Genomic DNA, 26,466 nt, shown 5'->3' on the forward strand with positions numbered 1-26,466 from the left:
CTCCAGCGCCGCCTGCACCCGCCCGATCTCGCGCTGCCCGGGCAGGAACACCAGTACGTCGCCCGGATGCTGCTGCAGCGCGTGTTCGACCGCGCGCCGTGCCTGCGCTTCCAGCGACTCCTCGCGCCGTGCGGGGAAGTGCGCGATCTCCACCGGGAAGCTGCGCCCGGCGCTGGACAGCCGCGGCGCGTCGAGGAACTGGGCCAGGCGCTCGCCGTCCAGCGTCGCCGACATCACCACGATGCGCAGGTCCTCGCGCACCTGCGCCTGCACGTCCAGGGCCAGCGCCAGGCCCAGGTCCGCGGCCAGGTGGCGCTCGTGGAACTCGTCGAACAGCAGCGCGCCGACGCCGTCGAGCATCGGGTCGTCCTGCAGCATGCGGGTCAGGATGCCTTCGGTGACGACCTCGATGCGGGTGCGCGCGGACACCTTGTTCTCGAAGCGGATCCGGTAGCCCACGGTCTCGCCCGGTGCTTCGCCGCGCTGCCGTGCCATGAACGTGGCGGCGCTGCGCGCGGCGACCCGGCGCGGCTCCAGCATCACGATGCGCCGGCCCTGCAGCCAGGGCGCGTCGAGCAGCGCCGGCGGCACCTGGGTGGTCTTGCCGGCCCCGGGCGGGGCTTCCAGCACCAGGCGCGGATGGGCGGCGAGGCTGTCGCGGAGTTGCGGCAGCAGCGGATCGATCGGAAACACGGCGGACGTCATCGGCCAAGGATACGGGGCCGCCGCGCCGCCGTGGAGCGGCGGCAGGCGCGCGGCCCGTACAATTGGCCGCTTTCCGGCTGATTCCCGCGCAACCGCATGACTCTGATCGACATCGGCGCCAACCTCACCCACGAGTCTTTCGATCGCGACCGCGACGCGGTGCTGCAGCGCGCCCGCGCCGCCGGCGTCGCGCAACTGGTGGTCACCGGCGCCAGCCGCGAGCACTCGCCATTGGCGCTGCAGCTGGCGCAGCAGCACCCGGGCCTGCTGTACGCCACCGCCGGCGTGCATCCGCACCACGCGCTGGAGTACACCGCCGAATGCGACGCCGAACTGCGCGCGCTGCAGGCGCATGCCGAAGTGGTGGCGGTGGGCGAGTGTGGCCTGGACTACTTCCGCGACTTCTCGCCGCGGCCTGCGCAGCACCGCGCCTTCGAGCGGCAACTGCAACTGGCGGTGGACACCGGCAAGCCGCTGTTCCTGCACCAGCGCGACGCTCATGCCGACTTCATGGCGCTGATGCGCCAGTTCGACGGCAAGCTCGGACCGGCGGTCGTGCACTGCTTCACCGGCAGCCGCGAGGAACTGTTCGACTACCTGGACCGCGACTGGTACATCGGCATCACCGGCTGGCTGTGCGACGAACGCCGCGGCGCGCACCTGCGCGAGCTGGTGAAGCATATTCCCGCCCAGCGGTTGATGATCGAGACCGATGCGCCGTACCTGCTGCCGCGCACGCTCAAGCCGACGCCGAAGGACCGCCGCAACGAGCCGGCGTTCCTGGCGCACATCGTCGAGGAGCTGGCGCGCGACCGTGGCGAGGACGTGGCGACGGTCGCCGCCGCCAGCACCGCTGCCGCGCGGACATTTTTCCGCTTGCCGATGCCGGCCTGAGTGCGTCGATGCGGCGGGTTTCGTGATTGGGGGATTCGTGATTGGGGATTGGGGATTCGTAAAAGCATGCTTGGCTGTACGCTTTTTTTGTAGGAGCGGCTTCAGCCGCGACCGGTCTGATGGCCCGGCGACCATGCCGATACCTTATCGCGACCCTGCTGGCCGATGCGCCGTTGGAGATCCTGGACGGAGTGGGTCGGCATTTTCTTGTGGGAGGGACTTCAGTCCCGACGCATGACGGTGTCAGTCGGCGTTTGGCTTCATTCGTCGCGGCTGAGCCGCTCCTACGTGGGCAACGTGCGTCGGCCTGCCCGGGCGGCACCCACCGCCTCAATCGACCTGCGCATCCTCGCGCTTGGCCTCGGCCAGGGCCTCCGGTTCCAGTTCCTCGGCGCTGCGGTTGAGCTTGACGAACACGCCCCAGGCGATCAGCAGCATCGCTGCGCACAGGCCGACCGCGGCCGCGTAGGGCAGCTTGGCCGGGTCGTCGTGCATCAGTTCGAAGATCGACACCAGGGTCTCGATCGCCAGGGCGATGACGATGACCACGAAGAACCGCGACAGGTAGCGGCGCACGCGGGTCGGTCCGCTGACCTTGACATCGCGCTGCACCTCTTCCTCGTAGATGGTCTGGCCCAGTTCCAGGGTCACCAGCGCCACGGTGAGCAGCCCGATTGCTTCCAGTACCACGTTGAAGCGGTCGCGCACCACCAGTTCGCCACCCGGCGTCAGGCCGTGCCACAGCTCCAGCACCGCCATGCAGACCAGCCCGGCTGCGCACAGCAGGAACAGCACGATGATGAGGAAATGCCCGCCGCGGAACAGTTTTTCCATGCGCGTGCCCGTCGCTGCCCCCTGTGTGGTGGGCGAGCATAGGCGCCAGGCGCGTCAGCGGCGCGCGAAGATGCGCAGGCGCTTGGGGCAGGGAGGCACCAATGTCTGTGGCGCGCACCGGTCCCTGTCAGGTGCGTGGGACGGGAGCACACGGCGCCGCCGGTGCGGCAGGTGTCAGCGCGCGGGCAGGCCGGCCTGGTACGCCTGCAGGTGGCAGTACGCGGCCATCAGCAGCGGCGCGGCGTGCCCGGCAGTGCGCGCGCGGGCGAGCATGTCGCCGACGATCTGCTGCGCTTCCACCTGCTGCCCGGCTTCCAGGTCGCGCAGCATCGACGCCTTCATCGGCGAGCCGGGCTGGGTCAGCAATTGCAGCGCGCTGGCTTGCGCGGCCTCGGGGACCGGTTCGCCTGCGGCCGTCGCCACCGCCGTGCATTCGGCATACAGGCCACGCACCAGTGCCACGCCATCGTCGCTGGCGACGATGCGCCCGATCGGCGCGCGCATCAGGCAGGTGGCCGCCGCCAGCGCGGTGAGGAAGGTGTACTTGATCCATTGTTCCTGCGCGATCCGCGGCGCAGCCAGATGATCCACCTCGGCCTGCGTGCAGGCCTCGGCCAGGGCACGCACGCGCGCGCTGTCGACACCGTGCCCGTCGCGTTCGCCGAAGGTCAGCGAGGCCGGCTTGGCCAGGTGCTGGATTGCGCCATCGGCATCCAGCACGGCGCTGATGAAGCACAGCCCGCCGATCACCCGTTCCGCACCGAAGCGTGCATCCAGTGCCCGGTAGTGGCGCAGGCCGTTGAGGATCGGCAACACGCTGGTGCCGTCGTGCACGGCCGGCGCCACTGCCTCCAGTGCGCTGTCCAGGTCGTAGGCCTTGCAGCTCAGCAGCACCAGATCGAACGGCCGCGCCTGCGCGGCGCCGGGCAGGGTCTCGGCGGAGAGCGTGCTCACCGCGATTGCGGCATCGCCGCGCGGACTGCGGATGCGCAACCCGTCGCGTTGCAGGCGCGCGGCACGCGCCGGCCGCACCAGGAAGCTGACATCGACGCCGGCCTGGGCCAGGCGTCCACCGAAGTAACCGCCGGTCGCGCCGGCACCGAGAATCAGGATACGCATGAGACGTGGCTAGAAAGGGGGAACAGGCGGCTCAGTGCACCGGCCTGGAGGCTTCCGGTGTACGCAAGCCCTCCGGCGGGGTGACCACCTCGGAGGGAACAGCTTCGAAACTTACCGCATCCACACGCAAGCTGCGTTCTTCGCGACGGTTGCCGACCTTGCCGCGATAGCCGAGCAGCAGGCCGCTGCGGTCGAGCCAAAGCGTACCGGAGGTTGTGCCGTCAGGTCCTTGCGCGGCGTCGTAGCGCCACCCCGCCGCCAAACGCCCGGCAATGAACTCGCCGGGCGCTGGCGCGCAGCGTCCGCCGATCCTGGCACAAGGATCAGTAGGATCGTACCAATAGGGGCCGCTGGCGTCGGCGATCGGCAGGCGATAGTCGCCGGTTTGGCTGACGAGCCAGCCGCGGCCACGGGTCCCTGGGTTGATCAGATAGGCATCGGGTGCTTGTGCGCCGACGAAGTCGATACGGATGGCATCGCCACGCAGGCGTACTTCGATCTGGACGGCTTCACCTGCTTGTCTCGGACCCAGCGGGCCGACGCCATAGGCGCGCGCCTGCAAGCGCGCCTGCAGCGGCTCCGGTGCGGCGTCCTGTTCCTGCGCGGACGCGTCCGCCGTCTCCCCACGAGTGGCTGTAGCAGCGATCAGCACGCTGGCCAGCAGGCCCAAGATCGTCCGTTCAATGATCAAGATTGCCGGCTTCGTAGATGGGCGACTGCATGCGTACCACAGCATAGGATTCGATAGGCAAGCGGCGGTGACCGCTGATCGGCTCCTCGAACAGCATCGAGGCAGGAGTATAGCTTTCACCGCCGCTGACCAGATCCGACAGGCCGACGATGACGCGGTCGACGAAAGGCACGATCAGCGGCATGTTGTAGGTGACCTTGATCTTGAGGATATTGGCATCCTGCACATTGACCTGGCTTCCGCCAACATTGGCGTTGCGGAACGCAAGGCTGTCATTGGGCAGCGCATAGCGGCCGTCGTACTGGCGTTCGCGGAACTCGTTGTAGGCGGCCCGGGTCGGCGCAATGACCTCGATCTTGGAAAACAACTGCACTTCCGTGTAACGGATCTTCTGCTTCGTCAGCATGACGTTGGCAGCGTCCGGCGATTGTGCGAATAGTGGCGTCAATCCGCCAGCCAACGCATCTGCCATGTCGTTCTTTCGGACACCGTTGACTGCGCCTGCCCGTGCCGCCTGAAAAGCGGCGTAGTCAAGCACGGTCTTGGTGCGGTAGATCAGTACGAACTGGAAGATCACCAGTACCAGAAAGAGGAAGGTCGGTACGACGACGCAGAACTCGATCAGGGATTGGCCGCGCTGCTGCCGCGGCGAATGTCGGAGTGCGGTCACGAGCGTTCTCCTGCAGGAGCGACGATATCGGGCGCGATGGAGGATTCCGCCGGCCACCACGTTAGATGCTCACCACGAACAGGCCGCAGCGTCTGCAGCGTACCCGGCGCAAGCTCCAGGGTGGCGTGGGCGCGCAGGCACAAGGCACCACGCCAGGGGCGCAAGCGCTCGCGCCAGTCCAGGACGTTGCCATCGCGATCGAAGAACAGAAGATCGAGCGGGTACGTCATGGCCAAGGTATGCACGCTGTTGCAGGGCTCGATCAGCAGGCCTTCGCCTGGCTGCAGCGCTGCGCGCCCAAGCAGGCCGCGCAGCCGCAACCACCACGTGTCAGCGCGCCACACGCTGTGCAGCAGCACCTGTCCTTCGCGTCGGAGCGTGCCGCACTTCACAGGATCCCCTGTTGTTTCATCTGCAGGTAGATGAAGTACGCGAGCACCACGAAAATCAACGGAAAGAAGAACAGCACCAGCGGCAGCATCATCTTGACGGGCGCTTCCAGTGCTAGCTTCTCGGCACGCAGGAAGCGCTCTTCCCGGCGTTGCATGGCCTGCGAGCGCAGGGTTTCGCTAAGACTGGCGCCGACCCGGTCGGCCTGGATCAGGGCGCTGGTGAAGTTGGAGATCTGCGAGATATCCATGCGATCAGCCATGCGTCGCAGGGCTTCGGCGCGTGGCAGTCCGGCTCGCAGATCGCGCAGCATGCGCGAAAACTCCTGTGCCAACGGACCGGGCGGCCCCTTCTGCACCGATTGCTCGATCGCACCGGTGATGTTGAGGCCGGCTTCCACTGCCATGGTGATGAAATCCAGGAATGTGGGCAGGTCGCGTACCACATGTTTGCTGCGCTGCTTGCGCCGTTCGCCCAACCACAGCGTTGGGTACATCCACCCCAGCGGAATGCCGAACAGCAAGCACATGCAGAGCGCGCCGACGCTGAGCTTGCCGAGCAGCATCACCACCACGATGAAGACGACGCTGACCGTGCCGGCAGCGACGATGCGTGTCCCGTAGAGCTCTTCTGGAGTCAATACGAAATCCTGGCCAGCCGACTGCAGGCTGCGATGGGCACGCTCCAGTTGCGAGGACTTGAGGCGCGGTCCGACCACATGCGTGGCGGCCGTGACCAGCGGCCACAGCATGCGCAGGACCGACGGCAGCGGATCCTGATAGTTGCGGTCGTCCTGCGGCACCGCCTGCAACATGCCGCGCAGCGCGAACAGTACCAGGCCGACGGCGGCCAAGGCCAACAGGGCGACCAGTACGAGCATCCAGTTCATATGTCGATCGTCATGATCTTGCGGCACATGCGATAGCCCAGATACTCCAGCACGCACATCAGGGCAATGACGCACCAGCCGAGGAGGGTATGGAACATCGGGTTCATGGTTTCCGGGTAGAACAGCACCAAAAAGCCAACCAGACCCGCCGGCAGCATCGCCATCACGATGCCCTGCAACCGGCCTTGCGCGGTGAGTGCCTTGACCTTGCCTTCCATGATCAGCTTGCGGCGCAGGGTTTCCGCCAGCGTGGACAGACTTTCGGCGAGATTGCCGCCCACCTCGCGCGAGATGCTGACGGCGGCCACGAACAGTTTCACGTCTGGAATGGGAACGCGGTTGGCGAAGTTTTCCAACGCCTCGTCGGTCCGCACGCCCATGTGCTGTTCACGCAGTACCAGCGCCAGCTCTTGCGCGAGTGGCGGCTGTCCGTCGTGTGCCAGCGCTTCCAGCGCAGGGTTGAAGCCGACACCGGCGCGCAGGCTACCGGACATCATCAGCAGGCTGTCCGGCAATTGTTGCTGGATCTGATCGAGGCGCCGCTGCTTGAGCCACAGATACACCTTGCGCGGAGCGATCGCCAACACGATCACGGCCACGACCGGCAGCAGCAAGTTGCCGCTGAGCAGCCACAACAACAGTGGAATCAGCAGCAGCACGACGCCGTTGGCGACGAAGAGCATCTGCGGATCGACGAACAGGAACATGTCCGCGAGGTTCAGGCGCGCCTGGTCGACGAAGCGCTCGTGGTAGCGCTGCATGAAGTTCGCGCTGGCCCGAACCAGCAGCAGTCCGGAGACCGTGACGCAACTGAAAGCCAGCAGCGCGACCAGCCAGATGTTATCCATTGCCCTGGCCGCCGTTGCGGAAGATCGACAGGTCGACCGACACGCCGCGCTCTGCCAGCTCCTCGTAGAACTCCGGCACTGCGCCGGTTGCGATGAACTCGCCGCTGACCTTGCCATCGCGGCCGCTGTTGGACCTGGCCTTGAACAGGAAAACATCCTGCAACTGGATCGTACCGCTCTCCACGCCGGTGATTTCGGTGATGTGGCTGACTTTGCGTGAACCACAGGGGAAACGTTTCTGATGCACGATCAGGTCGACAGCAGAGGAAATCTGCTCGCGGACCACGGTCATCGGAAGTTCCATGCCCGCCATCATCACCATGACTTCCAGGCGCGACAGCGCCTCGCGCGGATTGTTGGCATGCGCAGTGGTCAGAGAGCCCTCGTGACCGGTATTCATCGCCTGCAGCATGTCCAGCGCTTCGCCGCCGCGGCATTCGCCGACCACGATCCGGTCAGGGCGCATGCGCAGCGCATTGCGCACCAGGTCGCGAATAGAGATATGCCCTTTGCCCTCCATGTTCGGCGGCCGCGCTTCCAGCGCGACCAGGTTGGGCTGAACCAGTTTCAGTTCCGCCGCATCCTCGATGGTCACGATGCGGTCGGTGTCGGGAATGAAGTTCGACAGGATGTTGAGCAGGGTGGTCTTGCCGGAGCCGGTGCCGCCGGTGACCACGATATTGCGCCGTTCGCGTACGGCCATGGTCAGGAATTCCAGCATCGGCGCGTTGAGCGAGCCGAAGTCGATCAGATCCTTGCCTTCCAGCTTGCGCTTGGCGAACTTTCGGATGCTGATGCTGGGTCCGCGCAGGGCGATCGGAGGAATGATCGCATTGACACGGGAGCCGTCCTTCAGGCGCGCGTCGACCATCGGTGAGCTTTCGTCGATACGCCGACCGAGCGGCGTGACGATGCGTTCGATTGCCGACAGCACGGCACGATCGCTGGTGAAGCAGACCGCGGACTGCTCGATGCGGCCAGCGCGTTCGATGAAGATCTGATCGTAGGCGTTGACCATGATTTCGGTCACCGTATTGTCTTCGATCAGGTCCTCCAGAGGCCCCAGTCCGATCGCTTCGTCCAGCACTTCCTTGGCCAAACGGCGGCGGTTGATGGTCTTGGGCAGATCGGCGAATTCCCGCTCCAGTACGTCGTCGATCAGACTGATGGTGGTGGCGCGCAAGGTGTCGTCGCCCATGCTGCGCACATCCAGGCGGCGCAGATCCATCTGCTTGACCAGCGCGGCATGCACCTTTGCGCGGTAGACCGCGATGTCCGGTGGCAGATCCTGTGGTCGCGCCAGCTGCCGCTGCTGCTCAGGCTCGGCGATCGACTGATTGGCCGCCGCAGCCACGTGCTCACCGATCGGCGCCGCCGGCGCATTGAAGGCGCTGGCGTCCTGCCTCGGCGTCGGTGCCGACTCAGGTTCGTCGCCAACGACCTGCAGACGATAGTCGCCGATCTGCACCAGGTCGCGGCTGCTCAGCGGGCCGCGACTGCCAGTAACCTTCTCGCCATTGACCAGGACGGACGCCCGGCCGCCGAGCGTCTCGATGAAGATACCGTTGTCCTCTCGCTTCAACGCCGCGTGCTGCTGCGCGATGCTCCAGCCTTGCAGGACCACCAGATTGCCATCGCCGCGGCCGATGCCGCATTCGCGATGCAGACAGCGGACGTGGCGCCGGTCGCGGTTGGGAGTGTCGATCAAGATGTTGAACATGGCGTCTGTCTACGAGTCGTGGCGATTACTGGACGTAGTCCTTGCTGCGCTTGGGCATCGCTTCCTTGCCGCGCTCCTGGATGCGACGTCCACGTTCCAGGCCTTCCTGGTTTTCGGCCGAATCGGGAGTGAGGATGCGCGGCGTCACGAACATCACCAGTTCGGTCCGATTGCCGCGGAAGCCATCGGAGCGGAACAGCTTGCCCAGGATCGGAATCTCGCCCAGCAAGGGGAGCTTCTTGGCGTCCTGTTGCGCGCTGGAATCGATCAGGCCGGAAATCACGATGGTCTCGCCCGCCTTGACGTTGAGTTCCGATTCGGTGCGACGCGTGGTGAAGCCGGGCACGCCCTGCACGGTCACGGTGGGATCGATCCGGCTGACTTCCGCGAGCAGACGGGTGGAGATCTCCTGGTTGCCGTTGACCAAGGGCTCGATGTCCAGTTTGATGCCGTACTCCTTGAAGTCCACCGTCACCTGACCGAATCCCTGCGGGATCGGAATCGGCACCTCGCCGCCGACCAGGAACTTGGCCTGGCCGCCGCTGCGCGCGCTGAGCTGCGGCGACGCCAGAAGGAAGGCTTTACCCTTGTTCATCAGCAGGTTGATCGCCGAGCCGATCTGGGTGGCGATGCCGAAAAAGGCCTGGGTGCCGGGCACGCGATTGGGCAGGACCACGCCCGCAGCCGGGGTACCCGGCGGATTGATCCGGTAGTAGTCGTTCGTGGTGAAGTCCTTCAGCAGGCCACCGACCGGCCCTTGAATCACGTTGTCCCACTGAATGCCCAGTTCTTCGAGGGCATTGCTGTCGAACTCCATGATCTTCACGTCCATCAACACCATCGGACGCATCCCGACCGGGTCGGCGGAGGTGAAGTCGAGCACAGTCGGGTACAGCTTCATCAGCGCCTCGATGCGCTTGGCCACGCCAGGGTTGATGTCCTGGCCGGTGATCACCACCCGATCCGCGACAGCGTGTACGCCAAGGTTGGGCACGTCAGCGAGCAGGGTACGGATGGTCTCCACCGTGGCATTGGCGTTGCCGTCCATGACCTCGACTGGCACATCGATCTGGCGCCCGTCCTGCAGCCACAGATGCACGCTGGTCGCGCCCGGCTTCTGACCGATGATGACCAGCTCGCGCTTGCCGATGTTGGTCACCTGGACCAGTTCGCCGTTGCCCACGGCCACGCGCTTCAGGGCCTGTGGCAGGCTGTGCACGGCGGCCTGACCCGCATAGATGCGCGCGCGTTCGGGCAGCGGCGTGACCTCGGCATTGCCGGCGGCACGCTGATAGGCAGGGTTGGGGACAGGCGCGGGAAAACTGCCGCTCATCGGTACCGGCGACTGATTGCCCGTGGCCTGGGGTTGTGGCTGGGTCCTGGTATCGGGCGCGACCCTGACCGGCACCGGCACCAGTCCCGATTGCTGCTGCGCCTGGACGTCGCCGTTCATGGTCATGGTCGCTGCGGCGAGCATGGGAAGGAAAGAAACACTCCATGTAGTCCTACGCATGCGTCAGCCTTTGCCTCCGATGATGAATTCCACGCCGCTGCTACCGCCAGGCTTGGCTGTGCCGAGCAACTCTTTCTGGGTCATGCCATTGAGGCCGAACGAATTTCGATCCTCGACCTGGCGTAGCATCACCCGCATCGCACCAGCCTTGGCCGCTACCGTCAGGCGCTCTGCCTGTTGCGGACTCAGTTCGAGGGTGATGTTGGAGAAGCCTTGCTGATCTTCCTGCGCGGGGGTATCGCCGACGCGGTTGCCGGTGGCAAGCACGTTGATGTTCTCCAGCAGAGGGATGACCCGGGAGCCGGCGTTTTCCTGTTCCACTGTCAGCAGGATGTCGACATGGTCGCCGGGGGCGATCATTCCGGAGATCGAGTTGGTCTCGTCCACGGGCAGTGTGTAGCCGACATTGCCGGGCCGGATCACGCGCGAAAACTGGTCGTACAGGGGGACCAGCGCGCTAGCGCCCAGGGGTGCGCCCTGGCGGACGGGCGCGCGCAGCATCCGCCCGCTGAACTGGTCAACGTTCTCCGGTGTCACCGCATCGGCGGGCTGCAGGTCCGCCGGCACTTCGCGGACGGCCAGATCGGACGTGGTGACCACCGTGCCCGGCGCCATATCGGATTTGGGCACAGCCACCGCGACGGTCTGACCAACATCCTTGGTGCGCGCGGCCACCGCGCTCTGGACGTAGCGCACCGCGACAAAGGCCGCCAGGGCGCCGAGGCCGAGGGCGACCACGATGAAGAGCAGGTTGCGGTTCGGCTTGAATGCAGCGGCCTTCATAGCCACCCCAACGACAGCGCGTAGGTGAAGCTCGCATATGCCTTGCGCAGCGAATCGATCAGCTCCAGGATGATGTTGGGCTGCGCCACGAGCACAATGACCGCCAGCATGGTGACGATGCTGTATTCGATCAGGGCCGCGCCGCGTTGGTGCCGGGCGGAGGGCGGGAAGGCGGATCTCACGGCGTTCGTCCTCATTGCTGGAGCTGATTGACCACGATCGAGGTGCCCTTCTCGCGGCGGTTGAAGGTCAGGGTCATCTGCTGCTTGCCCTTGCTGTAGCTGCTGACGCAGCTGTTGGAAATCATCGAACACGCCGTGGCGGAGGATTGCGCCGTCCAGCCTTCGGCCGGCAGCCGGTTGCGATAGAACGCCTCGCTCTGATACGGCGACAGGGTGCTTTCCATCGCAAGCGTACGTCCCGGGTTGTCCAGGTACTGGATGTCGTTCACGACCGTGGTGCCGGACGGCTTCATGAAGTCGGCGCCAGGTGCAGTCCGCGGCTTCTCCTTGAGCAGGCGCACGATCCCGACCTGCGCTTCGCTGCCCATGCCGGCCCCATTGATTTCGATGGTGATGTAATGCTCGCCTTGGGCGTGACCGACAATGGTCTTGCTGCCGACGTCGTTGACCGTGACCTGGCCGGGCCATTGCTTCGAATAGAACGCGATTAGCTGCTGCGGCGACTGCGCACTGGTGTAGCGCGCCGAGCGCATGTGCAGGCCGTTGTAGATCATGTGCTTGGACACCCACTCGCTCTTCGCGTCGTCGGGCTCGGGCACGTCGGGCCACTCTGCCGCGCAGGCAGCCGCCGGCACCAGCAGGATAAGCAATGCCAGGGTCAGGCGGCGCATGGTGTCAGCGCGGGCGAGCATAAGGTTCCAGCTTGTCCACCGGAACCACGTCCGGGGCGATGTAGCCCGGCTCGAATCGACTGATGGTGCCGACGATCGGGATGATCCTGAGCGCATCGAACATCTTTGCCGAGTCGCTCAGGTAGGAACTGGGCACTAGCGTGCGCACCTGGCCGATGACGGAACGTTTGGCGGGATTCTTCGCGGTGCCTGGTCCGGCAGCATTCCATGGGTCGGTCAGCAGACTGTTGCTGCCTTGCATACGCAGCCCGAGTTGGTCGAACGGTTCCAGGAACGATGCGGACCCGCCGTTGGCAAGCTTGAGGTCCTGCACGCTGACGCTCAGGTTGGACGTCACCAGGCCTTTGTCATTGGGGGGGAAGTTGCCGGGAATCTTGCTGATCAGATTGCCGAGGCGATCCAGGATGCCGGAGGACCGTTCGTTCTTGTAAGCGTTGACACGGATATCGCCGCGTTCCAGCAACGGTTGGTTCGAGAAGGTATTCAGCAGTGGATTGTCCACGCGGTCGCGCGCACTGCCGGTGCTGGCGCGGCTGACGATCGGCGCATCCGCCTTGCCGAAATGCCGGTCAACAGTCAGGTCGCGCATGCGCGTGGCGGACGGCAGGGTGTAGTCCTTCGCCACGGTTGCCTCCCAGGCGGCGGCACGCGCTGCCTGCTGGGTAGCCTGACGCAAATGAATGTACTTCCCCATGATGGGAATCAACAGGAACAGCGGGACCAGGACGGCGCACAGCACCGCCGCCTCGGTGAGGCTCTGGCCGTCCTGGCGTCCGCGCAATTGCGGTTGTCGACGCTGGCGCATGCTTGCGGTCCTCCTAGTTGATCTTCGCCGGTGCGCGCGGTGCTTCGAGCGCGGCGGAGTCGAACGCCTTGCCGACGCTGATCACCTGGGTGGTGACCTTGTAGTCCGCATCGGCGCCGGGGGTTTGTTCCAGGACAATGAAGCCACGGTTGGGGCGATGGTCGTTCGCCGGCTCGGAGGTGAATCCCCATTTTGTTCCGGCCGACCAGACGCATTGACGCAGCCCGTTCGGCTTGACCCACTCGTTGCAGGGCTGACCGGCGACGCTGCGTTGGGTCGGGCCTCGGAAATCGGACAGCGCGGCAGGCGCGCTCTTCTCCACCTGCGTGCGGGTCAGTGCATCCTGCGGCGCCGCTTCGTCGGTTTTTTCGCCGGTTGCCAGATCCACCTGTTGGTAGCGGCTGGCAGTGGTGGTTTCCTGGGTGCCGGTCGTCTCCAGTCGAAACAGGCAGGTGCCACCTGCGCCGTCGTTGGCGACGTTCCAGCTGGTCTCGCGGACGACCTCGGTCTCGCGATCGAACCAGAGTTCGTAGCGGGTCGTCCCGAGCAATGCGACGTCCTTATCTGGCAGCGCACGGCTCTGCAGTCCGCCCGCCTGGCAGTCGCGCAGCGTCGCCAGGTAGTTCTCTCGCGCTTCGTTGACGCCGTTGCGGGTCATTTCCACGGTTTGGCGAACGTGGATCGGTGGCATGGAGCTGCGCGTGTCCTCGGCACCGCCCGCATCCACGGCGGTGGCGCTGCAACTGCACAATGACAGAAACAGGGCGGCACACAGACTGTTTCGGCCGCTCAGGAGTGCAGGCTTCATAGTCCACCGGCTCCTGCGACCACGGCTTTGATCGCTGTCGGCGTATCGACCAGACGTGCCTGCCAGTAAGGGCTGAACAGGTTGCCAGACTCGACCTTGTTGTCGCCACGACGGAACAGCGCATAGTTGGGCGGCCGATTGAAATACACCTGGGCCGAGGACAACGCACCCAACTCACCCTTTTGCGCCTTGCTCTGCATGGCCATGCGTGATCCCGCCGCATTGCCGATGCCGACCGTTTCGCTGGTGCGCGCATTGCGCATGTCGGTCACGGCATAGACGGTGAAGACCGGGCCGGCGTTTTCGTCGAAGATCTGATTGCCATTGCTGGAATACGGGCGCATGGCCATGTTCTTCTTCACATCGTGGTAGTCACGCAAACCGTTGTAGCTGGTGAAGAACGCATTCTTGTGTTGTCCGCTGGCAGCTCTAACGTTTGCGTCGCGCTCGACCAAGCGGGCGACCAAGCCATTTCTGCGCAGGCTGTCGCCGTAGGGGCGATAGCGGCGCTTGTCCCAGTCGGAATACCAGCCCTGACCATTGCCGAAGCCATTGAGGAAACGCTGGTTACGGTAGCGGTCGACTGCTTGAGCGCCGCCCCAGCCCAATGGCAGATCGATGTCGGGCAGAGGCCAGGGAAGGTTGATGTCCAGCGACATGGTGTCCAGTGCCGCCCAGCGGTTGTAGTCGACCATGTCGGTGCCGCCGGTGCTCTCGAAGTTGATCAGCCCGAGGCCGACCCGATCGCCGCGGTCCTTGCTGAAGCCATCGCGCGATTGCATCACCACATTACGGAAGCGATCGGCACCACTGCGTTGCGCGGCGCTGCCTGTACCGGCAGAACGCGGAATCCTGTTGAAGTCCAGAAACTTGCTTTCGGCTGTGAGCAGCTGTTCACCCAGTACGCCTGTTCCCACAGCACCCAATCTGGCACTGGGTGAGTTTCGCTGGACCACATCTCTTGCGATCAACATGCCATCGACACGCGATACGCCTTCTATTACAGCGGTTGCAGCCGTGGCAAAGATGCCATTGAGCTCGTCGAGCGTGGTAACAATGACCTGTGCGGCTGGTTGAAAGGCTCTTCGGACGCCTTTCAATATGTTTTCCGCCGCTTTGAAAGCGGTCCCGATCGCTCTGAAGATAGGGCCCACATAAGGAATCGCTGACAACACATCCATCGTGATGCGCATCGTGATGGTGGTCATCTGCAGCTGGTTCATCCATGAGTACAGACTGATCGTCTGCGCGATCGCTACTTCATTGGCGACCCGCGCGCGATTCATATAGGCGGCAAAGTTGAGCGCGCGCGCCTGCTGCACCGCGACGCTGTACGCGGCGGCGTCGGCGGCGTTGGTGAGCTCCACTTTCTTGTTGACCGACTGACCGCTGTCGAACAGGACGATGGCGCCGACGCACAGCACGAGGATCAGAACCAACCCCAGTACCATGGCTTGGCCGGCCATGCCGCGCTTCCCGTCCAGGCGGGGCGGCACACGTGACTTGGCAATCGCGATCGCTGCACGCATCTGCAGTTCCTTTGCCGAATGCACTTCCTACAGCGGCGTCACCGGCATGTCGGAAAATAGGAGAAGGGCCTGGGCAGCGTGACTGCCCAGGTACCTAGGACATCAAGGCAACAAGCGAATTACTTGTTGTTGTACGCGTCCATGCCCTTGGTCTTGTCAGCTTCCTGCTGCGCGCTGTTGGACTGGTTCTTGGCGCGGTTGATGGACTGCGTGGCGCTCTGGCCCGACAGTTCCTTCGACATGCCGGCAACCTGGCTGCGGACGGTACCGCCGAAGAAGGTGACGGCGGCGATCGCGGCGATGGCGATCAGGGCGGTGATGATGATGTACTCGGTCATGCCTTGGCCCAGCTGCTTGCGGCCAAACCCGATGTGACGACGATGGTTCTTCATCTGAATCCTCTCCTTGGCTCTTCGCCCAATCACCGGCAGCACACCTACGTCCCGCGCGGTAACGTGTGGCGAGTGGGTTATTTAAGTGAAATCATTCACAGAGATGAAGCTGATCTCTGGCCCGCGGATGCATCGAACGAGAACGGATGCGGACGGCGCCAATGTAGCGTCAAGATATTGCCGTTACAAGAAAAATGGCGTTAATAAATTGACGCTAAATGGAGTGCGCATCACATAACTTGTCAAATCTTAGGCACGGGGCTAGCGATACGTAGGTCCAGCCACGAGGTGCAGTGCAGCGCTGTTTGCTTGCTGAGCCGGTAATTTTTGTGGTTCAAGTCAAATTTTTGTCATCCCGGCCAAGTTTGCCCGAACGGGACACCGTCCGGCGCAGCCTTTTGGCCGCCAGCGCCTTGGCCACGCGCATTGAAAAGACAGTCTGCTGGTGTAGTGCGACGAGTCAAATGCAGTGAAGAAGGACGCGTGCGCACACCGACGCGTGGCTCAGAGCTTGACCAGTTCTACCCGCCGGTTACGCGCCTTGCCTTCCTCGGTGGAATTCGGCGCGATCGGCTGTTCCTGGCCGAATCCGGCTGCGCGCAGGCGATCGGCGGCGATGCCGGCGACGGTGAGGTAGGCCACGACGGCGTTGGCGCGCGCTTCGGACAGTGACTTGTTGTGCGCTGCATCGCCGCTGTTGTCCGTGTGTCCGTTGACCGCCAGGCGCAAGGCGCTATCGGATTTCAGCAACTGCAGCACTTGTTCCAGCTGCGGCCGGGAGTCCGGGAGAATCTGGGCGGCATCCGAGGCAAAGTTCACCTGGATGGCGACTTTGCCTGCACTGGCCAGTTGCTGCTGCAACGCATCGGCTGGAAGTACCTTGGCGGTGGCCTGGAAGGGCTTGGTCTCTGCGATTAGCAGGCCGCCGCTGCTAGGGCCGCTGCAGACATGAATCCAGATGTCGCGATCGCCGCGATGGATGACGAACGTATCGGCGGACTCGTTATAGATGTCGCCGATGCCGTCAACATAGGTGACCGCCGCCTTGCTGTCGCCGATGGCCTTTGCCGCGTCGGCGGGGATCGGGCCGCTAGCGATGCGTTGGCCGCCCAGCGATTCCACCAGCGTCTGGATATTGCGGCTCAGTTCCACGCCCGAGAATGGTTTGCCCTCGGCGGTTCCGAGCGTGGCCGCGTAGACCTTGCCTTCGACCCACTCGATGCGGTCGCCTGTCCAGAACGGCACGCGATCGAAGTCGTTACGGACAGGCGCATTCTTGGTGACGTAGCCCTCGGGCAGGCCAAGGTAAGGAAAGCTGCCAAGCGGGGCATCGGAAACCGGCATATTGGCGGCATCGAAGCGATGCGCCGTTTCAGCGGCAGGAGCTGCTGCTGGTGCGGATGCGGTGGGCGTTGTGGTGTTCGCAGCCGGGGCGGGAGCGTCTGTTGCCTGCTGCGGCTCGGAGCGTTTGCAGCCGGCAGCGGCGGTGATCAGGAGCAGGCAAACGCTGAGCACAGCGCGGCGCGCCGTGGGGGTCATCGCGGTCATCGGAAATCTCGGGTGCGGAGGGGAGCGCTTAGCGCATATCGCTCAACAACTGCTTGCAGATCGCTGCGTCAGGCTTATAGGTGCCTGCGGCGTGGGCCTTCTGCATCGTCTGTTGGCCTTGCTTGTAGCCGTTGTCGAAGTCGCTGCCGAAATTCTTGACCTGGGCATACATGCCCTGCATCAACTGCTTCTGCTTGGCCTTGTAGCCATCGATCTGGGCCTGGCTGGCGCCGCAGGCCTTGCCGTTCTCGGCGTTGCCGCCGACGATCTTGCCGAAATTGACGATTCCGTCGTCTTGAGCGTGAACCCCGCCGCTGGCACATGCCAGCACTGCTACCGCGATGACTGCCGTGTATCGGTTCATTCCTTGCTCCTCGTGCGGCCCGCGGCGAGCGGGCCAGTGAAACCCCTGTGGCGCGGAGGATAGCAATGCCGTGCGTAACGCCCAACCCCGTCCGGTGCGCGCGAACGGCATGCGTTCAAGGAGCGAACAGGATCAGCTCCGCAGCCCCACCCCACGCCGCAGCAGCCACAGCGCCAGCGCCGCCAGTACCGCGACGAAGCCCAGCATCAGGCTGTAGGCCACCCATACCGGCACGTCACTGCTGCCGAGCAGGCCGTAGCGGAAGGCGTTGACCATGTAGAAGATCGGGTTGGCGTGGGTGGCGGCCTCGGCCCAGCCGGGCAGCAGCTTGACCGAGTAGAACACGCCGCCCAGGTAGGTCAGCGGGGTCAGGATGAAGGTCGGCACGATCGCCACGTCGTCGAACTTCTTCGCATAGACCGCGTTGATGAAGCCGGCCAGGGAGAAGATGGTCGCGCCCAGCAGCACCGTGGTCAGGGTCACCAGCGGGTGCGGTATGCGCACAGGGGTGAAGAACATGGCGATGATCAGCACGAGCACCCCGACCATCAACCCGCGCAGCACCGCGCCGGCGACGTAGCCCCACAGGATCACCCAGTTGGGCATGGGGCTGACCAGCAGTTCCTCGACGTGGCGACCGAACTTGGCGCCGAAGAAGCTGGAGCTGATGTTGCCGTAGCTGTTCTGGATCACGCTCATCATCACCAGGCCGGGGACGATGAACTGCATGTAGCTGTAGCCGCCCATGTCGCCCACGCGCGAGCCGATCAGGCCGCCGAAGATCAGGAAATACAGGGTCATGGTGATCGCCGGCGGCACCAGGGTCTGGCCCCAGATGCGCAGGATGCGCTTGACCTCGCGGCGCACGATGGTGCCCAGCGCGACCCAGTTGCGCTGGGCCGGGGTGGCGTCGGAAACGGGGAGGGTGGAATCGGTCTGGGGAGTCATGGTCGTGGCCGTGGGGGCATCAGGGAGTGGCGGACGGCGTGGCCGCGCCGGTCGTGGCCGCAGCGGCATCGCGGTGCTCGCCGGTGAGGCGCACGAACAGTTCCTCCAGGCGATTGCTCTTGGTGCGCATGGAGCGTACGCGGATGCCGGCGTCGCCCAGCGCGGCGAACACGCGGTTGAGGTCCATCGCCCGCGGCATATCCAGGTCCAGGGTGTGCGCGTCCTGCGCCAGCAGCGTGGTGCCCTCGATCGCCGGCAACTGCGCCGGCAGTTCGCCGTCGATGTCCAGCAGGAAGCCTTCCACGTCCAGCTTGGCCAGCAGGGCACGCATCGGACCCTGTTCGACGATGCGGCCGCGGTCGATGATCGCCAGGTTGCGGCACAGGCTCTCCGCTTCCTCCAGGTAGTGCGTGGTGAGGATGATGGTGGTGCCGGCGCCGTTGATCTCGCGCAGCACGCGCCACATGTCGCGGCGGATCTCGATGTCCACGCCGGCGGTGGGTTCGTCCAGGATCAGCAGGCGCGGGCGGGTCATCATCGCGCGGGCGATCATCAGCCGCCGCTTCATGCCGCCGGACAGGGTGCGGCTCATCACCTGCGCCTTCTCCCACAGGTGCGCGCGCTTGAGTTCCACTTCGGCTAGGCGCTCGGCCTCGGCGCGCGGCATGCCGTAGAAGCCGGCGTAGTTGACCAGGATGTCGAAGGGCTTCTCGAACAGGTTGAAGTTGATTTCCTGCGGCACCAGGCCGATCAGGCGCATCGCCGCGCTGCGCTGGCTGCTCAGGTCGGTGCCGAACACCTCGACCTGGCCGGCGCTGAGGTTGACCAGCGAGCTGATGATGCCGATCAGGGTGGACTTGCCGGCGCCGTTGGGGCCGAGCAGGGCGAAGAAGTCGCCGGGCAACACGTCCAGCGACACGCCGTGCAGGGCCTGCACGCCGTTGTCGTAGGTCTTGCGCAGGTCGCGCACGCGCAGGGCGGGCGCCGGCGTCTGCGGGGGAAGAGCGGATGCGGGAGTCAAGGCGGGCCTTCGCGCCGCATCGACGGCGCAGGAGAAGTGCAGCCGCTATTATAGGAGACCTCGTGGGGTCGCCCCCGGCCACAGACTGTTGCATCTCCGTGCCTGCCCAATTCCCGCTGAAACTGGTCGATCGCCACATGCTGGCCCCGGCCGTCGGCCACTACCGCTTCGTCCGCGACGACGGCCAACCCCTGCCGTTCGCGCCCGGCCAGTTCGTGCAGGTGCACTTCCACTATGCCGATGGCACGGCGACCAAGCGCAGCTACTCGCTGGCCACGCGTCACGATCCGGCGCAGCCGGCCGATGCCACCGTGGAGATCGCGGTCAGCTTCGTCGCCGGCGGCGCGGCCACGGCGCTGTTCGAGGCGCTGGAGATCGGTGGCCAGGTCTGCGCCAGCGGTCCGTACGGGCGCTTCTGCCTGCAGCCCGGCGACGCCAACCGTCGCTATCTGCTGATCGCCACCGGCACCGGCGTCACCCCGTACCGCTCGATGCTGCCGCTGCTGGAAGCGGCGATGGCCGAGCGCGGCGTGGAGGTGGTGCTGTTGCTGGGCGCGCGGACGCCGGCCGAACTGCTGTACGGCGATGAGTTCCGCGCCTTCGCCGATGCGCATCCCGGTTTCCGCTTCGTGCCGTGTTTCTCGCGCGAGCTGCCGGAAGCGCCGCATCCGGACGTGCGGCACGGCTACGTGCAGCAGTTCCTGGGCGAATTCGCGCCGCAGGCCGAAGGCGACATCGCCTACCTGTGTGGCAATCCGAACATGGTCGATGCCTGCTTCGATGCGCTGAAGGAGGCTGGCCTGCCGGTGCAGCACATCCGTCGCGAGAAGTACGTCAGCAGCAAGTAGGGGCGAAGCCTACGCCTATTGTAGGAGCGGCTTCAGCCGCGACCGCACACCGGGAAGGTCTGTCGGGTGCGAAGCCGTGCGCTCCGGAAATGCCAAGTGCGCTGCGCGCCCGTACCCTCACCCCAACCCCTCTCCCGGCGGGAGTGGGGCTGTGGCGTCTCCCTTCTCCCCTTGGGAGAAGGTGCCCCGAAGGGGCGGATGAGGGCAGGGCGAAGCCTCGCAGGGCCATATCCTTGCAGGCGCTGCGCGTCCGTACCCTCACCCCAACCCCTCTCCCGGCGGGAGTGGGGCTTTAGCGTCTCCCTTCTCCCTTTGGGAAAAGGTGCCCCGAAGGGGCGGATGAGGGCAGGGCGAAGCCTCGCAGGGCCATATCCTTGCAGGCGCTGCGCGCCCGTACCCTCACCCCAACCCCTCTCCCGGCGGGAGAGGGGCTGTAGCGTCTCCCTTCTCCCCTTGGGAGAAGGTGCCCCGAAGGGGCGGATGAGGGCAGGGCCGAAGCCTCGCAAGGCCATATCCTTGCAGGCGCTGCGCGCCCTTTACCCTCACCCCAACCCCTCTCCCGACGGGAGAGGGGCTATGACTTCCCTTCTGCCCTCGGGACCTTGGCTCCATTTTTGGGAAAGGTGCCCGGAAGGGTGGATGAGGGCTTCCGCACGGGCGCGGCGGTGCTCCTATCTCGACTGTAAAGGACGCTTGACAGGCGTTCCCGCGACGCGCATTCTGCTGTCAAGCGTGCTTGACAGGGGAAAGGTCGGCACGCCATGGGGCGCAGCCGGAACGGGCGCCGGAACGGGGTGGGCTGAGATTGGGGACGGGCATGGGGAACTGCAGGCGCAACGCGATCGTGGTGCTGTGCGCGAGTCTGGCGCTGCTGGCGGCAGCGGCCTGGCTGCCGTTCGGCGGCAGCGACTATCTGCGTGGGCTGTGCATGGGCGTCGGCGTCAGCGGCCTGTTCGTGGCGGTGCTGCTGTGGTGGTCGCGGGGCAGCCTGGCCGACAACGCGCCGCGGGCGCTGGCGCGACGTTACTACCGCGAGTTCTTTCCGCCGATGGGCGCCTACGTGGTGGTGATGCTGTTCTGGAAGCGCTTGCTCGACAGCGTCGATGTGCTCTGGCTGCGCGCGCTGGTCGCGCTGCTGCCGGCCGTGATGCTGGCGCTGGTGATCCGCGCGGTAGCGCGCTTCGTGCGCGACTCCGACGAGTTGCAGCGGCGCATCGAACTGGAGTCCATCGCCATCGCCGCCGGGCTGATCTGCGGCGTCTACATGGCCGCGGGATTCCTGCAGGCGGCGCAGGTGATCGTGGTGTCGGCCTCAAGCGCGATGTTGTGGGTGTTCCCCGCACTGTGCATGACCTACGGCGTGGTCAAGGTCGCGAACGCGCGCCGCTACCAATGAACAGCCGAGTCCGCGAGCTGCGTGAGGCGCACGGCTGGTCGCAAGGCGAACTGGGCGAGCGGCTGGGCGTATCGCGGCAGACCATCAATGCGCTGGAGACCGGCAAGTACGATCCGAGCCTGCCGCTGGCGTTCCGTATCGCGCGGCTGTTCGCGCACAGCATCGAGCAGGTGTTCCTGTTCGATGAGGCCGAGTAACCGCGTACTCCGTTCCATGCCCTACCGGGCACCGACGACGCCATGTTCCGGCATGGCATTCTGCAAGTCATGACCTCAAGGATGCGAACCATGCGACACCCTTCCCGGCCGTTCGCCATTGCGGCGGCCACCCTGTTGCTCGCCGCCTGCCAGGCGGCCCAGGCGCCGGCGCCGCAGACGTCCGAGCGCAGCTACGGCACGCTGCGCTTCCACCCGTGCACGCTGACCAATCCGGTGGCCTCCAACAACGTCGCCGCGCAATGCACGCGCATGGCGGTGGCGGAGAATCCGGCGGCGCCGAACGGCCGCAAGATCGAACTCAACATCGCCTGGCTGCCGATCACCGGCGAGGGCGGTAGCGATCCGGATCCGGTGTTCTTCCTGGCCGGCGGTCCCGGCCAGGCCGCCACCCAGGTCGCCAGCATCGTCGACATGGCGCTGCGCGAAACCCGCAAGCGCCGCGACGTGTTCCTGATCGACCAGCGCGGCACCGGCCAGTCCAATCCGCTGAGCTGCCTGGGGCCGGACGGCAAGGACATGCCGCTGGCCGATCCGGCGCGTGCGCCCACCGCCGCCGAACTGGTCGACTACGCCCGGCGCTGCGCGCAGTCGCTGCAGGGCCGTGCCGACCCGCGCTACTACACCACCACCCAGGCGATCGGCGATCTGGATGCGGTGCGCGCCGCGCTGGGCGTGGACAAGGTCAACCTGATCGGCGGTTCCTACGGCACCCGCGTCGCCCAACAGTACGCGCGCCGCTATGCGCCGCACGTGCGCAGCGTGGTCATTGATGGCGTGGCGCCGAACGACCTGGTGGTCGGTGGCGAGTTCGCCAACACGTTCGAGGATGCGATCGCCCTGCAGGCCGAGCAATGCAAGGCCGACCCGGCCTGTGCCAAGCGCTTCCCCACCGACACCCGCACGCAGCTGCGGGCGGTGGTGGAGCGCCTGCGGCAGGCGCCGGTGGAGGTGGACTACCGCGATCCGGCCAGCGGCGAGAGCCGCCACGACCGGGTCACCGCCGACACCGTCACCAGCCTGGCGTTCTCGTTCTCCTACGCGCCGCAGACCGCGTCGCTGCTGCCGCTGGTGCTGGACGAAGCCGCCAACGGCCGCTACGGACCACTGATGTCGCTGGCGCGGATGATGGGCCGGCAGTTGGATGGGCAGATGAACCGCGGCATGCAGTGGTCGGTGATCTGCGCCGAGGATGCCGACCGCTATCGCGCGCCGCAGACGCACGACACGCTGCTTGGTCCGGAAGTCGCGCAGATGTTCTTCGCGCCCTGCCCGGTGTGGCCCACCGGCACCCGACCGGCCGACTTCACCGCGCCGTTCACCTCCACGCTGCCGGTGCTGCTGACCTCCGGCCAGCTGGATCCGGTGACCCCGCCGCGTTACGCCGAGCGCGTGCTGAAGGGCCTGCCCAACGGCCGCCACCTGGTGGTGCGCGGCCAGGGTCACGGCACCATGACCCTGGGCTGCATGCCCAAGCTGCTCGGCCAGTTCTTCGAGACCGCCGATGCCAAGCACCTCGATGCCACCTGCCTGGACGCGATGAGCGGCGTACCGGCCTTCACTTCATTCAACGGATGGGAACCATGAGCTGCGCAGCGTTCGACAGGGAGGGGCACGCATGATCGTCGCCGACAATCTGCACAAGGCATTCAAGACCCGCGCCGGCGCCGTGCAGGCGGTGCAAGGGGTCAGCTTCCAGGCCGCCGACGGCCAGATCACCGGCCTGCTCGGTCCCAACGGCGCCGGCAAGACCACCACCTTGCGCATGCTGTACACGCTGATGGCACCGGACCAGGGCCAGGTGCGCGTGGACGGCGTCGACGTGGGCCAGGATCCGATGGCGGTGCGGCGCGCGCTGGGCGTGTTGCCGGACGCACGCGGCGTGTACAAGCGGTTGACCGCACGCGAGAACATCGCCTACTTCGGCGAGCTGCACGGGCTGTCGGCGGCGCGCATCGCCGAGCGCACCCGGTTGCTGTCGAAGGCGCTGGACATGGACGACATCCTCGACCGGCAGACCGAAGGCTTCAGCCAGGGCCAGCGCACCAAGACCGCGATCGCCCGCGCGCTGGTCCACGACCCGCGCAACGTGATCCTGGACGAACCCACCAACGGCCTGGACGTGATGACCACGCGGGCACTGCGCGGGTTCCTGCGCGAGCTGCGCGAGGAAGGGCGCTGCGTGATCTTCTCCAGCCACATCATGCAGGAGGTGGCGGCGCTGTGCGATCGCATCGTCATCATCGCCAAGGGCACGGTGGTGGCCGCCGGCACCGCCGACGAACTGCGCGCCCTCACCGGCGAACCCAATCTGGAAGACGCCTTCGTCAAGGCGATCGGCAGCGACGAGGGACTGCACGCATGAGCCTGCTCCGTACCGTATTCACCGTGATGCGCAAGGAATTGCGCGACCTCTCGCGCGATCGCCGCACCCTGGCGCTGGCCTTGCTGCTGGGTCCGCTGCTGTACCCGGCGCTGATCCTGGGCATGGGCGCGCTGGCCGAGAGCCGCGTACGCACCCAGATCGACAAGCCGCTGGACATTCCGGTGATCGGCCGCGAACGCGCGCCGAACCTGGTGGCCTTCCTCGCCGCACAGGGCTTGAACGCGGTCGCACCGCCGAAGGACCTCACCGGGGCGATCCGCAGTCAGGACGTGGACCTGGCGCTGAAGATCGACGAGGACTACGCCAACGCCTGGCACGAAGGGCGCCCGGCGCTGGTGGAGATCATCAAGGACAGCACCCGTCGTGATGCCGACATCCCGACCCAGCGAGTGCAGGCCGCGCTGAGCATGTACGGTCAGCAGGTCGGTGCCTTGCGCTTGTTGGCGCGTGGCATCGATTCGCAAGTGTCGCGGCCGCTGGACGTGGCGTTGCAGGACCTGGCCACGCCCGAGGCCAAGCGCGGCGCATTGCTGGCGATGCTGCTGCCGGTGCTGCTGACCATCACCTCGTTCATCGGCGGCGCCTACCTGATCCTCGACGCCACCGCCGGCGAACGCGAGCGGCAATCGCTGGAGCCGCTGCTGGCCACCCCCGCCTCGCGCAGCGCCATCGTCAGCGGCAAGATCGCCGCGGCCTGCGTGGTCGGGCTGGTCTCGCTGCTGCTGACCCTGCTCGCGTTCAAGCTCAGCGCGCAGGTGGCCAGCGGCATCGGCCGCCAGCTCAACGTCAGCTTCGTGGCGATGCTGCAGATGCTGTTCGTGCTGTTGCCGATGCTGTTCATCGGCACCTCGCTGCTGACCTACCTGGCGGCCTCGGCCAAGAGCATGAAGGAGGCGCAGAGCCACATGACCTGGCTGATGCTGCTGCCGATGCTGCCTGGCTACGCGTTGATGGTGTATCCGCTGAAGACCACGCTGTGGCAGTTCGCGGTGCCGTTCCTGGCGCAGAACCAGATGCTGATGAAGATCATCCGCCGCGAAACGATCGATCCGCAGATCTGGGCGGTGTACCTGCTCACCGGCTTCGGCCTGGCCGCGGTGCTGTGGCTGGCGGCGGTGCGCCGCTACCGGCAGGAGCAGTTGGCGATCTCCAGCTGAGCAGGCGGCAGCGCGCGGGCGGGATCCGCGCGCTGCACGCCCGTCGTCGCGGGGCCGCGCCGCGAATGCGATCGTGATGCACACTCCCTGTGCGCGGCGGAAGCGTTCCGTCTTGCCGACTCCTCCTCCGCAGCGAGCCTTTGCATGTCTCCGTATCCACACGATGCCCCAGCAGTGACGGCTGCCGGCGCTGGGCGCCTGCTGGTGCTGGGCGAGGCGCGCATCCTGCAGCCGGGAAGGGTGCGCTGGCTGCGGGCGGTGGCCTGGGCGATCGCGTTGCTGGCGCTGATGGTGGTCGTGGCGACGGCGGTGCCGCTGCTGTGCGCCAGGCTGCTGCCGCCGGGCGCGGAGCGCGTCGCGCCGTATGCCACGGCATTGACGGCCGCCATCCTCTACGCCGTCGCGGTCCGCCTCGGCGAGCGGCGCTGGCCGGCGGAACTCGCCTGGCGCACTGCGCCGTCGCAGTTGGCCCTTGGGCTATTGCTAGGCGCGGCGATGTTCGCGGCGGTGATGGCGCTCATGGCGGCGTTCGGCGTGTACACGATCCGCTGGGCCGGGCCGGCGCCGGCATGGGGTGCGCTCGGCAAGGCGCTGCAGGCCGGCGTGGTCGAAGAACTGATGCTGCGCGCGATCCTGCTGCGCCTGCTGTGGCGTGCGTTCGGGCCGTGGTTGGCGTTCGCACTGTCGGCGGCGCTGTTCGGCCTGGCCCATCTCGGCAATCCGAACGCGAGCGTGTTCGCCGCGCTCTGCATCGCGGTGGAGGCGGGCGTCATGCTGGGCGCCTTCTACGTGCTCACCGGCCGGCTCTGGATCTCCATCGGCGTGCATGCGGCCTGGAACTTCACCCAGGGCTATCTGTTCGGCGCGGCGGTGTCGGGGACCGACATGGGGCCCGCGCTCGCGCGCAGCGCCGCGCAGGCGGGGATGCCCGAGTGGCTGAGCGGCGGCGCGTTCGGGCCGGAGGCCTCCCTGCCCGGCCTGCTGGTGTGCACGGTGGTGGGCGCGATCGCGACCTGGGTGGCCTGGCGCAAGGGGCGCTTCGGCGCGACCGCTCGCAGCGCGGGCATGACACCGACGCCCTGATCGTTCTGGTCGACGTGTTTCCGTCGGCGCGGTGTC

The 26,466-nt window shown here is 66.0% G+C and carries 29 protein-coding genes; 8 read left to right on the forward strand and 21 right to left on the reverse strand.

Annotated features, from left to right (window positions below):
- Positions 1 to 705: DEAD/DEAH box helicase (locus ACP93_RS13805; protein ID WP_048491256.1), on the reverse strand; the 705-nt coding region annotated here is incomplete at its 3' end.
- 96 nt (positions 706 to 801) lie between these two features.
- Here ACP93_RS13805 and ACP93_RS13810 point away from each other — a divergent pair.
- Positions 802 to 1,599: a TatD family hydrolase gene (locus tag ACP93_RS13810; protein ID WP_048491257.1), complete on the forward strand. Its 798-nt coding sequence runs from the start codon at positions 802 to 804 to the stop codon at positions 1,597 to 1,599.
- 330 nt (positions 1,600 to 1,929) lie between these two features.
- Here ACP93_RS13810 and ACP93_RS13815 read toward each other — a convergent pair whose 3' ends face one another.
- The 20 genes from ACP93_RS13815 to ACP93_RS13910 form a co-directional block, all read right to left on the reverse strand.
- A complete protein-coding gene (locus ACP93_RS13815) occupies positions 1,930 to 2,433 on the reverse strand; it encodes a hypothetical protein (protein WP_048491258.1) in 504 nt (167 codons plus the stop codon).
- Positions 2,434 to 2,607: 174 nt separating this feature from the next.
- Positions 2,608 to 3,552 (reverse strand): 2-dehydropantoate 2-reductase, encoded by a 945-nt coding sequence (panE, locus tag ACP93_RS13820; RefSeq protein ID WP_048491259.1) that lies wholly within the window; start codon positions 3,550 to 3,552, stop codon positions 2,608 to 2,610.
- A 31-nt stretch (positions 3,553 to 3,583) separates the two neighbouring features.
- The gene (locus ACP93_RS13825; RefSeq protein ID WP_228136043.1) at positions 3,584 to 4,243 is read right to left on the reverse strand and encodes a hypothetical protein; all 660 of its coding nucleotides are present in this window, start codon (positions 4,241 to 4,243) and stop codon (positions 3,584 to 3,586) included.
- On the reverse strand, positions 4,233 to 4,913 hold the full coding sequence (locus ACP93_RS13830; RefSeq protein ID WP_048491260.1) for a TadE/TadG family type IV pilus assembly protein: 681 nt from the start codon (positions 4,911 to 4,913) through the stop codon (positions 4,233 to 4,235). Before ACP93_RS13830 ends, ACP93_RS13825 begins: the two co-directional genes overlap by 11 nt.
- Positions 4,910 to 5,272, reverse strand: coding sequence for a DUF192 domain-containing protein (locus ACP93_RS13835; protein WP_228136044.1), 363 nt, complete (start codon positions 5,270 to 5,272; stop codon positions 4,910 to 4,912). Before ACP93_RS13835 ends, ACP93_RS13830 begins: the two co-directional genes overlap by 4 nt.
- 29 nt (positions 5,273 to 5,301) lie before the next feature.
- Positions 5,302 to 6,192, reverse strand: coding sequence for a type II secretion system F family protein (locus ACP93_RS13840; protein WP_048491262.1), 891 nt, complete (start codon positions 6,190 to 6,192; stop codon positions 5,302 to 5,304).
- Positions 6,189 to 7,040: a type II secretion system F family protein gene (locus ACP93_RS13845; RefSeq protein ID WP_048491263.1), complete on the reverse strand. Its 852-nt coding sequence runs from the start codon at positions 7,038 to 7,040 to the stop codon at positions 6,189 to 6,191. Before ACP93_RS13845 ends, ACP93_RS13840 begins: the two co-directional genes overlap by 4 nt.
- A complete protein-coding gene (locus ACP93_RS13850; RefSeq protein ID WP_082143476.1) occupies positions 7,033 to 8,760 on the reverse strand; it encodes a TadA family conjugal transfer-associated ATPase in 1,728 nt (575 codons plus the stop codon). The genes ACP93_RS13845 and ACP93_RS13850 overlap by 8 nt, the downstream gene beginning before the upstream one ends.
- A gap of 25 nt (positions 8,761 to 8,785) precedes the next feature.
- Entirely contained in the window at positions 8,786 to 10,213 is a 1,428-nt protein-coding gene (locus ACP93_RS13855) for a type II and III secretion system protein family protein (RefSeq protein WP_228136045.1), read from the reverse strand.
- A 63-nt stretch (positions 10,214 to 10,276) separates the two neighbouring features.
- Positions 10,277 to 11,056, reverse strand: a complete 780-nt coding sequence (gene cpaB, locus ACP93_RS13860; RefSeq protein ID WP_048491265.1) for a Flp pilus assembly protein CpaB — start codon at positions 11,054 to 11,056, stop codon at positions 10,277 to 10,279.
- Entirely contained in the window at positions 11,053 to 11,238 is a 186-nt protein-coding gene (locus ACP93_RS13865; RefSeq protein ID WP_052250845.1) for a hypothetical protein, read from the reverse strand. Before ACP93_RS13865 ends, cpaB begins: the two co-directional genes overlap by 4 nt.
- 11 nt (positions 11,239 to 11,249) lie before the next feature.
- Entirely contained in the window at positions 11,250 to 11,930 is a 681-nt protein-coding gene (locus ACP93_RS13870; RefSeq protein ID WP_228136046.1) for a hypothetical protein, read from the reverse strand.
- The gene (locus ACP93_RS13875) at positions 11,914 to 12,735 is read right to left on the reverse strand and encodes a TadE/TadG family type IV pilus assembly protein (RefSeq protein WP_048491266.1); all 822 of its coding nucleotides are present in this window, start codon (positions 12,733 to 12,735) and stop codon (positions 11,914 to 11,916) included. Before ACP93_RS13875 ends, ACP93_RS13870 begins: the two co-directional genes overlap by 17 nt.
- Positions 12,736 to 12,748: 13 nt before the next feature.
- Complete coding sequence (locus ACP93_RS13880) at positions 12,749 to 13,543, reverse strand: hypothetical protein (protein WP_131721638.1); 795 nt, start codon at positions 13,541 to 13,543, stop codon at positions 12,749 to 12,751.
- Positions 13,540 to 15,072 carry a pilus assembly protein TadG-related protein gene (locus tag ACP93_RS13885; RefSeq protein ID WP_228136047.1) on the reverse strand — a complete coding sequence of 511 codons (1,533 nt, stop codon included), beginning with the start codon at positions 15,070 to 15,072 and terminating at the stop codon, positions 13,540 to 13,542. The genes ACP93_RS13880 and ACP93_RS13885 overlap by 4 nt, the downstream gene beginning before the upstream one ends.
- Positions 15,073 to 15,191: 119 nt before the next feature.
- Positions 15,192 to 15,464 (reverse strand): hypothetical protein, encoded by a 273-nt coding sequence (locus ACP93_RS13890; protein WP_048491268.1) that lies wholly within the window; start codon positions 15,462 to 15,464, stop codon positions 15,192 to 15,194.
- Between the two features lie 504 nt (positions 15,465 to 15,968).
- Complete coding sequence (locus ACP93_RS13895; protein WP_048491269.1) at positions 15,969 to 17,012, reverse strand: OmpA family protein; 1,044 nt, start codon at positions 17,010 to 17,012, stop codon at positions 15,969 to 15,971.
- 28 nt (positions 17,013 to 17,040) lie between these two features.
- Positions 17,041 to 17,376, reverse strand: coding sequence for a hypothetical protein (locus ACP93_RS13900; RefSeq protein WP_131721639.1), 336 nt, complete (start codon positions 17,374 to 17,376; stop codon positions 17,041 to 17,043).
- 132 nt (positions 17,377 to 17,508) lie between these two features.
- Positions 17,509 to 18,324 (reverse strand): ABC transporter permease, encoded by an 816-nt coding sequence (locus ACP93_RS13905; RefSeq protein WP_048491271.1) that lies wholly within the window; start codon positions 18,322 to 18,324, stop codon positions 17,509 to 17,511.
- 19 nt (positions 18,325 to 18,343) lie between these two features.
- Positions 18,344 to 19,345, reverse strand: a complete 1,002-nt coding sequence (locus tag ACP93_RS13910) for an ABC transporter ATP-binding protein (RefSeq protein WP_106407109.1) — start codon at positions 19,343 to 19,345, stop codon at positions 18,344 to 18,346.
- Between the two features lie 137 nt (positions 19,346 to 19,482).
- Between ACP93_RS13910 and ACP93_RS13915 the strand changes: the two genes are divergently transcribed.
- From ACP93_RS13915 to ACP93_RS13945, 7 genes are all read left to right on the forward strand, one after another.
- Complete coding sequence (locus ACP93_RS13915) at positions 19,483 to 20,193, forward strand: FAD-binding oxidoreductase (protein WP_048491273.1); 711 nt, start codon at positions 19,483 to 19,485, stop codon at positions 20,191 to 20,193.
- An 817-nt stretch (positions 20,194 to 21,010) separates the two neighbouring features.
- Positions 21,011 to 21,589, forward strand: a complete 579-nt coding sequence (locus tag ACP93_RS13920) for a hypothetical protein (RefSeq protein WP_048491274.1) — start codon at positions 21,011 to 21,013, stop codon at positions 21,587 to 21,589.
- On the forward strand, positions 21,586 to 21,786 hold the full coding sequence (locus ACP93_RS13925; protein WP_048491275.1) for a helix-turn-helix transcriptional regulator: 201 nt from the start codon (positions 21,586 to 21,588) through the stop codon (positions 21,784 to 21,786). Before ACP93_RS13920 ends, ACP93_RS13925 begins: the two co-directional genes overlap by 4 nt.
- Positions 21,787 to 21,876: 90 nt before the next feature.
- Positions 21,877 to 23,391 carry an alpha/beta hydrolase gene (locus tag ACP93_RS13930; protein WP_048491276.1) on the forward strand — a complete coding sequence of 505 codons (1,515 nt, stop codon included), beginning with the start codon at positions 21,877 to 21,879 and terminating at the stop codon, positions 23,389 to 23,391.
- A gap of 31 nt (positions 23,392 to 23,422) precedes the next feature.
- On the forward strand, positions 23,423 to 24,169 hold the full coding sequence (locus ACP93_RS13935; RefSeq protein ID WP_017908432.1) for an ABC transporter ATP-binding protein: 747 nt from the start codon (positions 23,423 to 23,425) through the stop codon (positions 24,167 to 24,169).
- Positions 24,166 to 25,347 carry an ABC transporter permease gene (locus ACP93_RS13940; RefSeq protein WP_048491277.1) on the forward strand — a complete coding sequence of 394 codons (1,182 nt, stop codon included), beginning with the start codon at positions 24,166 to 24,168 and terminating at the stop codon, positions 25,345 to 25,347. The genes ACP93_RS13935 and ACP93_RS13940 overlap by 4 nt, the downstream gene beginning before the upstream one ends.
- Before the next feature lie 144 nt (positions 25,348 to 25,491).
- Positions 25,492 to 26,430 (forward strand): CPBP family intramembrane glutamic endopeptidase, encoded by a 939-nt coding sequence (locus ACP93_RS13945; RefSeq protein ID WP_048491278.1) that lies wholly within the window; start codon positions 25,492 to 25,494, stop codon positions 26,428 to 26,430.
- Positions 26,431 to 26,466 lie beyond the last annotated feature (36 nt).

This window comes from Xanthomonas sp. NCPPB 1128 (assembly GCF_001043115.1).
In the GTDB taxonomy this organism is placed as follows: Bacteria; Pseudomonadota; Gammaproteobacteria; order Xanthomonadales; family Xanthomonadaceae; genus Xanthomonas_A.